The 12,559-nt window shown below is 70.0% G+C and carries 12 protein-coding genes and 2 pseudogenes; 7 read left to right on the forward strand and 7 right to left on the reverse strand.

Annotated features, from left to right (window positions below; genetic code table 11):
- Positions 1-13: 13 nt before the first annotated feature.
- Complete coding sequence (locus VHD82_RS32945; protein WP_325712784.1) at positions 14-337, forward strand: YciI family protein; 324 nt, start codon at positions 14-16, stop codon at positions 335-337.
- Positions 334-1,543, forward strand: a pseudogene (locus VHD82_RS32950) (RNA polymerase sigma factor). Before VHD82_RS32945 ends, VHD82_RS32950 begins: the two are co-directional and overlap by 4 nt.
- Here VHD82_RS32950 and VHD82_RS32955 read toward each other — a convergent pair.
- The 5 genes from VHD82_RS32955 to VHD82_RS32975 form a co-directional block, all read right to left on the reverse strand.
- On the reverse strand, positions 1,544-2,332 hold the full coding sequence (locus VHD82_RS32955; protein WP_325712786.1) for a pentapeptide repeat-containing protein: 789 nt from the start codon (positions 2,330-2,332) through the stop codon (positions 1,544-1,546).
- A 24-nt stretch (positions 2,333-2,356) separates the two neighbouring features.
- A complete protein-coding gene (locus tag VHD82_RS32960) occupies positions 2,357-3,064 on the reverse strand; it encodes a FadR/GntR family transcriptional regulator (protein ID WP_325712788.1) in 708 nt (235 codons plus the stop codon).
- Positions 3,051-3,587 (reverse strand): DUF1097 domain-containing protein, encoded by a 537-nt coding sequence (locus VHD82_RS32965; protein ID WP_325712790.1) that lies wholly within the window; start codon positions 3,585-3,587, stop codon positions 3,051-3,053. The genes VHD82_RS32960 and VHD82_RS32965 overlap by 14 nt, the downstream gene beginning before the upstream one ends.
- A gap of 4 nt (positions 3,588-3,591) precedes the next feature.
- Positions 3,592-4,839: an amidohydrolase family protein gene (locus tag VHD82_RS32970; protein ID WP_325712791.1), complete on the reverse strand. Its 1,248-nt coding sequence runs from the start codon at positions 4,837-4,839 to the stop codon at positions 3,592-3,594.
- A 256-nt stretch (positions 4,840-5,095) separates the two neighbouring features.
- Positions 5,096-5,260 carry a hypothetical protein gene (locus tag VHD82_RS32975; RefSeq protein WP_325712793.1) on the reverse strand — a complete coding sequence of 55 codons (165 nt, stop codon included), beginning with the start codon at positions 5,258-5,260 and terminating at the stop codon, positions 5,096-5,098.
- Between VHD82_RS32975 and VHD82_RS32980 the strand changes: the two genes are divergently transcribed.
- From VHD82_RS32980 to VHD82_RS32995, 4 genes are all read left to right on the forward strand, one after another.
- A complete protein-coding gene (locus VHD82_RS32980; protein WP_325712795.1) occupies positions 5,253-5,426 on the forward strand; it encodes a hypothetical protein in 174 nt (57 codons plus the stop codon). The genes VHD82_RS32975 and VHD82_RS32980 overlap by 8 nt on opposite strands.
- 169 nt (positions 5,427-5,595) lie before the next feature.
- Positions 5,596-6,351, forward strand: a complete 756-nt coding sequence (locus VHD82_RS32985) for an SDR family oxidoreductase (protein ID WP_325712797.1) — start codon at positions 5,596-5,598, stop codon at positions 6,349-6,351.
- A gap of 28 nt (positions 6,352-6,379) precedes the next feature.
- Complete coding sequence (locus tag VHD82_RS32990; protein ID WP_325712799.1) at positions 6,380-8,032, forward strand: FAD-dependent oxidoreductase; 1,653 nt, start codon at positions 6,380-6,382, stop codon at positions 8,030-8,032.
- Entirely contained in the window at positions 8,029-9,456 is a 1,428-nt protein-coding gene (locus VHD82_RS32995) for an ATP-binding protein (RefSeq protein ID WP_325712801.1), read from the forward strand. Before VHD82_RS32990 ends, VHD82_RS32995 begins: the two co-directional genes overlap by 4 nt.
- A gap of 404 nt (positions 9,457-9,860) precedes the next feature.
- Here the strand turns inward: VHD82_RS32995 and VHD82_RS33000 are convergent, their stop codons facing one another.
- On the reverse strand, positions 9,861-10,703 hold the full coding sequence (locus tag VHD82_RS33000) for an LLM class F420-dependent oxidoreductase (RefSeq protein ID WP_325712803.1): 843 nt from the start codon (positions 10,701-10,703) through the stop codon (positions 9,861-9,863).
- A 73-nt stretch (positions 10,704-10,776) separates the two neighbouring features.
- Positions 10,777-11,574: pseudogene (locus VHD82_RS33005) on the reverse strand (glycoside hydrolase family 16 protein); the annotation flags it as partial.
- Positions 11,575-11,760: 186 nt separating this feature from the next.
- Between VHD82_RS33005 and VHD82_RS33010 the strand changes: the two are divergent.
- Positions 11,761-12,525, forward strand: a complete 765-nt coding sequence (locus VHD82_RS33010; protein WP_325712805.1) for a sulfite exporter TauE/SafE family protein — start codon at positions 11,761-11,763, stop codon at positions 12,523-12,525.
- Positions 12,526-12,559: the final 34 nt, after the last annotated feature.

Below are 12,559 nucleotides of genomic sequence, written 5' to 3' on the forward strand. Positions count from 1 at the left end.
CAGAGGAGGACCTGTGCAGTACATGCTGATGATCTGTGGTGACGAGTCGGCGGCCGAGCACGCGGAGGACGGCTGCGGCGGCTGGAGCGAGGAAATGGCGGCCCGGGGCGTGATCCGCGGTGGTGCCGGGCTGCGGCCGCCCAAGGAGGCCACCACGGTGCGGGTGCGCGACGGGCGGACGCTGCTCACGGACGGCCCGTTCGCCGAGACCAAGGAGCAGATCGGCGGGTTCTGCCTGATCGAATGCGCCGATCTCGACGAGGCACTGGAGATAGCGGCGAAGCATCCGGCGGTGGGCTACGGCACGATCGAGGTCCGGCCGCTGTATCAGCCGTGACCGGGGCGGTCGAGCAGGCGTTCCGCGCGGAGTGGGGCCGCGTTGTCGCGACTCTCATCCGGCTGACCGGTGACTGGGATCTGGCCGAGGAATGCGCGCAGGACGCCTTCGCGCTGGCGTGGCAACGCTGGCCGAGCGAAGGCGTCCCGCGCCGTCCCGGCGCCTGGCTCACCACCACGGCGCGCAATCGCGCCATCGACCGGCTGCGCCGGGAAGCCACCGGTGCGGCGAAGCTGCGGGAGGTCGCGGTGCTGAGTGGTGCGGAAGAGCCGGCCGATCCCGTGCCCGACGACCGGTTGCGGCTGATGTTCACGTGCTGCCACCCGGCACTCGCACTCGAAGCGGCCGTGGCGCTCACCCTGCGCACGCTGGCCGGGTTGACCACGGCCGAGATCGCGCGGGCGTTGCTGGTCGCCGAGCCCGCCATGGCGAAGCGGCTGACCAGGGCGAAGGCGAAGATCCGGCATGCCGGGATCCCGTACCGGGTGCCGCCGGCGGAACTGCTGCCGCAGCGGGTGCCCGCGGTGCTCGCCGTGCTGTACCTGATGTTCAACGAGGGCTACTCGGCCACCGCCGGCGCGGAGCTGGTGCGGCGCAACCTGACCGGCGAGGCGATCCGGCTGGCGCGCGTGCTCGTGGGGTTCATGCCGGACGAACCCGAGGCCGCGGGCCTGCTGGCGCTCATGCTCTTGCATGACCCGGCGTGCCACCCGGGTGGACGCGGCCGGTGACCTGGTCACCCTCCAGGCGCAGGACCGGCGCCGCTGGGACGGCGCCGAGATCGGCGAAGGTGTTGCGCTGCTGGAGAAAACCTTGCGGCGCGGGCAGCCGGGTCCGTACCAGGTGCAGGCCGCGATCGCCGCCTGCCACGCGAACGCGACCGAAGCGGCGGACACGGACTGGCCGCAGATCGCGGCGCTGTACGCGCGGCTCGCGCGGTTCACGCCCTCGCCGGTGGTGGAGCTGAACCGGGCCGTGGCCCTCGGCATGGCGGACGGCCCGGCGGCCGGGCTCAAGCTTCTCGACGCTCTCGAAGCCTCGGGCTGCCTCGAGGGCTACCACCTGCTGCCCGCCACCCGTGCGGACTTCCTGCGGCGGCTGGATCGGCGCACCGAGGCCGTTGCCGCGTACCGGGAGGCGCTGGCGCTGGCGGGTACGGAGGCCGAGCGCCGGTACCTCGCGAACCGCGTGCGGGAACTCGGCTGACTACCAGTGCGCGGGCTTTTCCAGCCGTTCGGGCAGCGCCGTGCTCGCGTCGCCGGTGGCGGAGTCCACTTGGGACTGGGTGAGGAACAGGCTCGTCGTCAGGTTCGCGCCGGAGAGGTTCGCGCCGCGCAGGTCGGCGCCGATCACGTCGGCCGCACGCAGATCCGCACCCGTGAAGTCCGCGCCGATGGCGAGCGCCCCGCGCAGGCTCGCGCCCCGCAGGTCCGCCTCGCGGAACCGCTTGCCGATCAGGTCGGCGCCGCGGTGGTCCGGGCCGCGGCCGCCCGCGCGGGCCAGCTCACTTGCCTTGAGCAGCAAGGAGTTCACCCGCTGACGATGGCCGTCCACGTCCAGCTCCAGCAGCTTGCCCGCGTCGAGCTCCGTCAGCGCCGACGTCTCCTCGAACGCGCGCGCCAGCTCGGCGTGGACCGGCCGGGCTCGCGGAAAACCCCGCGCCTCGCGGAGGTACCACAGGAGTTCGTGCAGCGCGCGCATGACCGTCAGCGCCGGGAACATCTGCTCGCGCAGCGAAGGTTCGGTGCGCCAGTCACGGCCGCCGAAGGTGACCTGCGAAAGCTGTTGCCCGGCACCGAAACAGTCGTACACCGTGCAGCCGGCGAAGCCCTTCGCGCGCAGCCGGTCGTGGATGGTGCAGCCGAAGTCCGTCGCCAGGTTCGGGCACGGCCGGCCGGCGGGCTTGTCGATCGCGAACTCCGCGGAACGCGCGAAAGCCGTTGCGACGCAACACAATGCGAAGCACTGGCTGCAGTCGGCGCGCAACGTGTCCACGGAGGACCACGATACTGCCGGGGATCAGCGCTTCGCCCGCCGGGCCGCCTTCCTGACCAGCAGCTCGACGTCCGCCAGGTGCCTGGTCATCGCCGCCGCGGCCGCGTCGCCGTCACGCGCGAGCACCGCGTCGTAGATCGCCCGGTGCCCGTCGCACGAGATCCGCCTGCCCTCCCGTGTCGCGTGCGAGTGGCTGCGCACGTCGGAGGTCCACGAGCTGGCGAGGGTGTTGAGCGCGTTGAGCAACGGGTTCTGACTCGCCCGTGCCAGCGCCAGATGGAACTCGACGTCCAGCTGCAGCGACTGCGCGGTGCTCAGCCGCTCGTGCGAGCGGGCGAGGATGTCGGCCAGCTGGCGCAGGTCCGGGCCCGTCGCGCGCAGCGCCGCGAACTCCGCGATCCGGGGTTCGACGACCACGCGCAGCTCGGCGATATGCGCCAGTTCCTTCGCCGTGTCGGTGAGTTCTTCGTACAGTTCGGTGACCTGCTCGGGCGGCGGTAGCACGATGGTGCCGCGCCCGTGCACCCGTTCCACCAGGTTCTTGGCTTCGAGGTGCTGCAGCGCTTCGCGCACCGACGCCCGCGAGACCTCCAGCGACGTGGCCAGGTCCCGTTCACCGGGCAGCCTGCTGCCGGGGCCGAACTCACCGGTCGCGATCATCCGCTCCAGGCGGGCGGCCAGTTCGACCCCGACGCCGCGGGTGCGGCGGTGCGGGCTCTCAGTCGAGGGCAACGACAGGCTCCGTTCCCGGCGACTCGGCCCGCGCCGTCACGGCGTGCGCGACGACCGCGAACACCGGCCCCAGCGCGTTCATCGCCAGCACCGAAACCCAGGCGGCGAAGGCGTTGTGCGCGGAGAAACCGAACCCGCCGAACATGGTGGCGAAGTAGGACGCGAACCCGAGGAACATACCCGGGATCAGCGCCAGCACGCGCGTGCGCCCCGCGTACATCAGCGCCGTGTTGAGGACCAGGATGAACAGCGCGAGCATGGCGTTCTTGGCGGTCTGGCTTTCGCCGAGCGCGGCACCGAAGGTCTGCTCCAGCAGCACGATGGCCAGCGCGAACGTCGAGCCCGCGGCCATCGCGGGCAGGAGCTTCTTCAGTGTTGCGCGGTTCGGGCCGCCCGCCAGGAAGGTGCCTGCCCAGCCGATGAAGATCGCCCAGACGGGCAGGTTGAGCAGGTTGCCGCCGATGAACGCGGTCGTCGCGGCCAGAATCGACGAGAAGATCTCGTTCGGAATACGGAAACGCATTGCCTCACCCCGCTTGCCGGAACAGGTGCTGATGTACTTCGGTGGTGGCCACGACCCGCCCGCGTTTGAGCACGTAGCGCCGCGGCGCGCGGCCGAGCAGCGCCTCCTCGGGGCTGTCCGCGCCGAGGACGACGAGGTCGGCCCAGGCGCCGGGCCGCAGGCCGTGGCCGGTGGCGCCGACGATCTCCGCGGCGCCCGTGGTGCCCATTTCGATGAGCCGGCGCAGGTCGGCCGGGCTGCCCAGATGTGCCGTCTGTGCAAGGAAAAGCGCGATGTCGAGCACGTCGGCGTTGCCGAACGGGGTGAACCCGTTGCGGATGTTGTTCGAGGAGAAGCCGGTCCGCACTCCCGCGTCGAGAAGCTCCCGCACCGGAGCGATCCCGCGCCGCACGTTGCGCTCGTCGGAGCGCCCGCCGAGGTGCATGTCGGTCGCCGGCAGCACCACGACGGACACCCCGGCATCGGCCAGTTCGGCCAGCGTTTCCTTGCGCCGCCCCGGATCCAGCCCGGCCAGTGACGTCATGTGCCCGAGCGCGACCCGGCCCTGCCAGCCGGCTTCCCTGGTCTTTTCGGCGATGTAGCCGGCGAGGGTGAACCGCGGATCGGTGTCGTCGTCGGCGAAATCCGCGTGGATGTCCACCGGGACGGCGAATTCGGTGGCCAGTTCGAAGATCGTGTCCACCTGCCGCCGGCAGTCCTCGACCGAGGCTTCCTGGTAGCTGCACCCGCCGATCACGTCCGCCCCGCGGCGGAGCGCCTCGGTGAGCAGTTCGCGGGTGCCGGGCGCGCTCAGGATGCCTTCCTGGGGGAAGGCGACGATCTGCAGGTCGAGTACGTCGGCGTAGTCCTCGCGGAGCCCGAGCAGCACGTCGACCGACAGCAGCCCGACGATCGGGTCGACGTCCGGATGTGCCCGCACGAGCGTGGTGCCGTTGGCCACGGCCCAGTCCAGAACCCGCGCGGCCCGCTGCCGCACGCCCCCGGCGGTGAACGCCCGCTTGAGCTCGCCGGTCACCGCGATCGCGCCGCCGAGCGTGCCGGCCTCGTTGGGCCGTTCGGCGTCGAGCAATGCCTTGTCCAGGTGCAGATGTGGTTCGACGAGCCCCGGGATCACCGCGGCGCCACCGCAGTCCAGGGTGCGCGTGCCCGCGAGCCCCGGCCCGATCGCCTCGATCCGGCCCGCTGTCACGGCGATGTCCACGAGCCCGGGTGATCCGTCCACCCGGCAGTCTCGCAGCACCAGTCCGGCCATGTCGCCTCCCAGTGGTCTGACCTCTTTCCTGTGCCGAGGCTAGTGGTGAAAATCCACCATTCCGGCTGGAATTCCAGTTGGCACAGGCATTTAACGTGCGGGATACACGGGCTGTTCGTCCATTGTGGACACGGCACGTGGTGTCCGGATCGCACCACTTGGCGGAGTGCCCGGGACCGGGCGTACCTGCATCGTCCGGGGGAGCCTGTGGCGTGCGACCGTCGATGCTGTCGGGTCGTTACGGGTCAAATCGGGACTAGCCGTACTTCCTCGTCACCGCGATGCTCGCCAGGCTCTCCGTCGCGGTTTTCGGCTCGCCGGCGCCGCCACGGTGGTGCTCGTCGCGCTGATCGCCCGCGGGACCGGGGGCGGCCGCGGCACTGTCTACGGCCGTGCTTGTCGTCTCGCACAGGGTGTCCACCACGACGATCGCGGGCCTGGTGCGGCTGTGGCGGGGGCAGGAGTTCCGCTCGGTCGCCGTCGCGTATCCGGTGCTGTGCGTGGAATTGTTGCTGCTGGGCGGAAAGCCGTACTACGCGGTGCCCATGCTGCTGGTACTGATGGCCGCGGGCCGTCGCCGGCGCTGAACAAGGAACAGGGCGAGCAGGTCGGCTGGCCACGCTTCGCCGCGACGGTCGCCGGTGGCGAAGATCGACAACGGCGCCGGTCTGGACAACGACGAACAGGCCACCCTCGTCTCGCTGTGCACGGGCACGACCGCGCCGTGGTCGCAGCTATGGTCACAGCTTCGGCACTATGACCAGAGGGGCAGCGATGGGCGTGGCTTTGGTGACCGGGGCTTCGCGCGGACTCGGCGCCGTGATCGCGGCGTGCCTGGCGGCCGAGGGCTGGGACGTCGCCGTGAACTACCACTCCGACGACGAGGGCGCGCGGCGCGTCGTCGAGGGGATCGAGGCCGCGGGCGGCAAGGCACTGGCGGCCAAGGCGGACATCACGGACGAGGACGGGGTCCGGGATCTCGTCGAACAGGTCCAGCGCGAGCTGGGCACCGTCGGCGCACTGATCGCCAACGCCACCGGCCCGCAGCCGGAAATCCCGCTGGAGCGACTCACCTGGCGCGATCAGCTCGACCAGCTCGAATTCTTCGTGAAGAGCCCGATGCTGCTGGCCCAGGCCGTGCTGCCGGGGATGAAGGAGCTCGGGCACGGCCGGATCGTCCAGATCGGTTCGGACATGGCCGAGCGCGCGTTGCCCGGGTGGTCTGCCTACACCGCCGCCAAAAGCGCGCAGCACGGGCTGACCCGGGTGTGGGCGCGGGAACTCGGGCCGCTCGGCATCACCGTGAACCTCGTGGCGCCCGGGTGGATCCCGGTGGAACGGCACGCCGACGCGCCGGAAGAGAACCGCCGCGGGTATGTCACGGACGTGCCGCTGCGGCGGTTCGGACGGCCCGAAGAGGTCGCGGCCGCGGTGTGTTTTCTCGCCTCGGAGGCCGGTGGTTTCGTCAATGGCGAACGCCTCACCGTGAACGGTGGTCATACGATCGACTGAGCGGTGGAAAACGCCGTAGGGTTTCCTTGTGAGCCAGCCCATCCTGATGACGGTCGACGACGATCCCGCCGTGTCCCGATCGGTCGCCCGTGACCTGCGCCGCCGCTACGGCCAGGACTACCGCGTGATCCGCGCCGGGTCCGGCGCCGACGCGCTCGACGCGTTGCGCGAAATCAAGCTGCGCGGGGACGCGGTCGCCGCGATCCTCGCCGACTACCGGATGCCGCAGATGGACGGCATCGCCTTTCTGGAACAGGCCATGGACCTGTTCCCGCACGCCCGCCGGGCGCTGCTGACGGCCTACGCCGACACCGACGCGGCCATCCAGGCGATCAACGTGGTCGATGTCGACCACTACCTGCTCAAGCCGTGGGACCCGCCGGAGGAGAAGCTCTACCCGGTGGTGGACTCGCTGGTCGACACGTGGCGCGCGGCCGGGGATCGGCCCACCGAGGAGACCAAGATCATCGGCCACCGGTGGTCGTCGCCGTCGTACGCGGTCCGGGATTTCCTCGCCCGCAACTCGGTGCCGTACCGCTGGTACTCGGTCGAGGAGCCGGAGGCCTGCCGCCTGCTGGAGGCCGCGGAGGCCACCAGTGACGACATTCCCGTGTTGATCACGCCGGACGGCACGGTGCTGCGCAAGCCGGGCGGGGAGGAGATCGCCGCGGCGGTCGGCCTGTCCACCCGGCCCGCCGAGGAGTTCTACGACCTGATCGTCGTCGGCGGTGGTCCGGCGGGCCTCGGCGCCGCCGTGTACGGCGCTTCCGAAGGGCTTCGCACGGTGCTCGTCGAACGTAAGGCGACCGGTGGGCAGGCCGGGCAGAGCTCCCGCATCGAGAACTATCTTGGTTTCCCGGACGGGGTTTCCGGGGCCCAGCTGACCGACCGGGCTCGTCGCCAGGCGCAGAAGTTCGGTGCCGAGGTGCTCACCGCGCGGGACGTGGTCGGCCTGGAGGCGCGGGGTTCGGCGCGGGTGATCAAGTTCGGGGACGGCTCGGAGCTGGCGGCGCATTCGGTGGTGCTCGCCAGCGGGGTTTCCTACCGTTCGCTGCAGGCGGCGGGCGTCGAGGGGCTCACCGGCCGGGGCGTGTACTACGGCTCGGCGGCCACCGAAGCGCCGGAGTGCGCCGGTCAGCACGTGTACATCGTCGGCGGGGCGAACTCGGCCGGGCAGGCGGCGGTGTTCTTCTCCCGCTACGCCAGCGACGTCACCATCCTCGTGCGCGGGCCGTCGTTGCGGGCCTCGATGTCGCACTACCTGATCGAGCAGCTCGACGCGATCGGCAACGTGCATGTCCGGACCCATACGACAGTCACCGAGGTGCACGGCGAGAAGCACCTGGAGCGGCTCACCCTGTGCGAGGACGGGGTGGAGGAGACGGTCGACGCGAGCCACCTGTTCGTGTTCATCGGCGCCGCGCCGCGCACGGAATGGCTCGGCGACGAGGTGGTGCGTGACGAGTTCGGCTTCGTCTGCACCGGCACGGATCTGCTGGTGGAGGGGCAGCGCCCGGCGGGCTGGCCGGTGGACCGCGATCCGCATCACCTGGAATCCTCGATTCCGGGGGTGTTCGTCGCCGGCGACGTACGCTCGCAATCGGTGAAGCGTGTCGCGTCCGCGGTCGGCGAGGGCGCCATGGCCGTCACCCTTGTGCACCGTTACCTGGAGCAGCGATGACCGAACCCGAAGTGGTGCTGACGAGGGAGTTCCTGCGGGAACTGTTCCTGTTCACGAGCCTGGCCGACGAACAGCTCGACTGGATTCTCGAGCACGCCACCGTCGAGCCCTACGCGGGCGGCGGGAAGGTCATCAGCGAGGGCGATCCGGCGACGTGTTTCTACGTGCTGCTCTCCGGCGCGCTGCGGATGACGAAACTGGTGGGCGGCAACGAGGTCGAGACAACCCGCTCCGATCAGCGCGGGGTCTACTGCGGGGCGACGCAGTTCTTCTACGGGCAGAACCAGCAGCAGTACGCGGCCTCGATCTACGCGGTCAGCGACCTGAAGTTCCTGACGCTGCCCGCCGAGGAGTTCGCCGAGCAGTTCCGCGCGTGGTTCCCGATGGCCACCCACCTGCTCGAAGGTTCCTACCTCGGCTGGCGCAACACCGACGCCCTGATCGGTTCGCGGCGGCGGTTGCTGGCGCTGGGCGAGATGTCGGCCGGACTCACCCACGAGCTGAACAACCCCGCCGGCGCGGCCGTGCGGGCCACGGCCGCGCTGCGGGAACGGGTCGCCGGGATGCGTCACAAGCTGGCCATACTGGCGAAAAAGGACATCGACCCGAACCTGCTGGAACAGCTGATCGACGTGCAGGAGCGCCTGGTCAAGCAGGTCGCGTCGGCCCCACCGCTGACGGCGATGCAGCAGGCCGACCGCGAGGACGAGATCGGCGACTGGCTGGAGGAACACGGCCTGGAGCAGGGCTGGGACCTCTCGCCGATCTTCGTCAGCGCGGGCCTGACCGCCGAGAACATGGACCACGTCCTGGAATCGGTCGGCGATTCACTGATCGACGGCGCCGTGCGGTGGCTGGCGTATGCCCTGGAGACCGAGATGCTGATGGGCGAGATCGAGGACTCGACCACCCGCATCTCGGCGCTGGTCGGCGCCGCGAAGCAGTACTCCCAGATGGACCGCGCGCCGCACCAGTGGGTCGATGTGCACGAGGGGCTCAAATCCACCCTGGTGATGATGTCGGGAAAGCTCGACGGGCTCGAGGTGGTCAAGGACTTCGACCGCGAACTGCCACGGATCCCGGCGTATCCGGGCGAGCTGAACCAGGTGTGGACGAACCTGATCGACAACGCCGTCGGCGCCATGGAGGGTGGCGGGACGCTGACCATCCGCACCAGCCTGGTGAACGACCAGGTGTGCGTGGAGGTCCGGGACACCGGTTCGGGTATCAGCCTGGAGCACAAGCAGCGGATCTTCGAACCGTTCTTCACGACGAAGCCGGTCGGGAAGGGCACGGGCCTCGGGCTGGACATCTCGTGGCGCATCGTGGTGGAACGTCACCACGGTGATCTGCGCGTGGAGTCGAAGCCGGGGGATACCCGGTTCCAGGTGCTGCTGCCGTTGACGGAGCAGGCTTCGGAGTAGGGGTACGGCGCGACACACGCCGGGCTCTTTCCCGCCACGCTGGGTCCGGCGGCCGAGGGATCAACGCTTGCGGGTCCGGGGTGAAGTGATACCGCTTTCGCAGGCGAAGCGACACACCCCCCCGGGCTCTCCCAACCACCTCGAAAACCGGCGGCCGAGCTACGGGTCCCTGGTCATCCTGGAGTCTGCCCCTCCGGCGAGGAGTTCTCTTGATCTTTGGATTCGCGCCGCTCCCGGCTCAGCCTGCGACAGCAACGGCCGCGCGCGGAGCGCGCTTTGGGCCCCGCCCTGATCTTTGAGTGTTCGCGGTTCCGGGGCGGCTGGGGATCGGTGCGGGGAGGGGCCTGGCCGGGCGAGGCTGCCGTCGCGTTGCTCGGCGGGGGTTGGGTGAGTGGCTGGTGGTTCTAGCCCAGGCCGAGTTTTCCGCCCAGCTTTCCGATGTAGGCCTCGACCTCTTCCGTGCCGCGGTCGGGGAGTCCGAAGAGGACTTCCGTGACACCGGCATCCGCCCAGCGGGACAGGGTTTCCGGCTCGGGACGTCCGGCCAGTGCCACGACATCGGGCTCGCCCTCGCGGCCGGCCTCCTGCCATTTTTCCCGCAGCAGGGCGATCTTCGCCGAAACGTCGTCTTCCATCGGGGTGGTGAGCCAGCCGTCCGCCGAGCAGGCGATCCACGTGAAGTTCTTTTCCGTGCCCGCGGCGCCCACGACGACCGGGACCGTGCCGATGGGCTTCGGCCAGGCCCAGGACGGGCCGAACTTCACGAATTCGCCTTCGTAGCAGGCTTCCTCGTCCGTCCAAAGTGTACGCATCGCTTCGAGGTACTCGCGCAGCATCGTGCGGCGCCTGCCGCGGGGGACACCGTGGTCGGTCAACTCGTCGACATTCCACCCGAAGCCGACCCCGAGCGTGACCCGGCCGCCGGAGAGATGGTCCAGCGAGGCGATCGTCTTCGCCAGCGTGATCGGGTCATGTTCCACGGGCAGGGCGACCGCGGTGCACAACCGGATCCGCGAAGTCACCGAAGCCGCCGTGCCGAGTGCGACCCAGGGGTCCAGGGTGCGCAGGTAACGATCGTCGGGCAGGGTGGCGTCGCCGGTGCGCGGGTGCGCGGCCTCCCGTTTCACCGGGATGTGCGTGTGCTCCGGGACGCTGAACGAATCGAAGCCGGCTTCCTCGGCCGCCTTGGCCGCCGCCGCGGGCGCGATGCCGCGATCACTGGTGAACAACACGATCCCATGGCGCATGCCACCAGTAGAACACGTTCTAGCCAGATCGCGAAAGTGCCGGGCCGCGCGGTCGCCGCCCGGCACCGGTTCACGACGTGACGTGCACGTAGTCGACGATCAGCTGCTCCGGGAATTGTGTGTTCCCGTCCGGAGAACCGGGCCAGTCGCCGCCCACCGCGAGGTTGAGGATCAGGTAGAACGGGTGGTCGAACACCCACCGGTTCCCGTTCAGGTCGGCCGCGGTCCGGGTCTGGTACAGGTTCCCGTCGACGTACCACCGGATCGAGTCCGGCGCCCAGTCCACGGCGTAGGTGTGGAAGTCGTCGGAGAAGTTCGGCCCGGTGTAGGCCGCGCCGATCCCGCCGGATCCCGAGTAGCCGGGGCCGTGGATGGTGCCGTGCACGGTGTTCGGCTCGAAGCCCACGTTCTCCATGAAGTCGATCTCGCCACACGTCGGCCAGCCGGCGCTGCCGATGTCGTCGCCCAGCGCCCAGAACGCCGGCCACATGCCCTGCCCCCGCGGCAGTTTCATCCTGGCCTCGAAATGCCCGTAGGCCTGGGTGAACTTGTTCGCCGTGTTGAGCCGGGCCGAGGTGTAGGTGCACTCGCCATACCAGCAGGTGTGCCCGCCCTCCTGCCGGGCGGTGATCACCAGGTGCCCGGCGCCGTCGAGCGCGGCGTTCTGCGCGCCCGGGGTGTAGTACTCGAGCTCGTGGTTGTTGACGTTGTCGCCGGTCTCCAGATTCCACTTCGACGCGTCGGCGGCGGCACCGGCCGGCCCGTCGAAGTCGTCGCTGAACGTCGTGGCGGCGGCCTGCGCGGCCCCGGCGGGCACCGCGAGCGCGGCGACGGCGAGCACGGGCACCGCGAGTCTGAGGAAACGGGACAGACGGGTCTTCGGTGACATCGCTGGTTCCTCCGTTCCTTTTGTTGTGAAGGAGAACAAACCATAGGAACGACGCCGACGGCGGGACAAGCGACTTAGGTAGGTATTTTCCGTCCGGGGCGAGCGCGGCGTCACATTCGGCGCCACCACCGGCGGCCCGGCCCCTGGCCCGCCGAGATACTCCCGCTCATGACCTCGAACCCGCTGCTGCTGCTCTTCCTGTTGGTCGCGGGCGTGGGGGCGGGGCTGACGGGGTCGGTCGCCGGGCTCGCGTCGCTCGTTTCGTATCCGGCGCTGCTCGCCGTCGGGCTGCCGCCGGTGTCGGCGAACGTCACCAACACGATCGCCATGCTCGGCTCGACCATCGGCGCCGCCGCGGGCTCGCGGCCCGAGCTGTCCGGGCAGCGCGACCGGCTCAAGGTGCTGTGTCTCGTCACGGCCGTCGGTGGCGCGTGCGGGGCCGCGTTGCTGTTGCTCACCCCGTCCGACACATTCTCTTATGTAGTCCCCTTTTTGATCGCAGGTGCGTCGGTCCTGCTGTTCCTCGGTCCGCGTTTGCGGAAATTCGCGGAAGGATCGAGCACGCACGGGCTCGGTCCGGCGACGGGGGCGGCGGCGTTCGCGGTCGCCATCTACGGCGGCTATTTCGGTGCCGCCGCGGGGGTGCTGATGCTGGCCCTGCTGTCCACGGTCTGGGTGCAGTCGCTGGCCCGCTCGAACGCGGCGAAGAACATCGCGACCGGCGCCGCGAACCTGATCGCGGCAACGGTTTTCGCCTTCACCGGCAAGGTGGACTGGCTCGCCGTCGTCGCCTTGTGCGCCGGTTCTATCGCCGGATCCTGGATCGGGCCGGCGATCGTGCGGCGGCTCCCGCCCGCCCCGTTGCGCATCGGAATCGGACTCGCCGCGCTCGGCCTCGCCGCGACTTTGGCGTGGCAGGCCTTCCATTCCTGACCGTCGTTGCGGCGCGCGGAAACGGGAGCATATG

This window comes from Amycolatopsis sp. (genome assembly GCF_035546795.1).
Taxonomy (GTDB): domain Bacteria; phylum Actinomycetota; class Actinomycetes; order Mycobacteriales; family Pseudonocardiaceae; genus Amycolatopsis_E.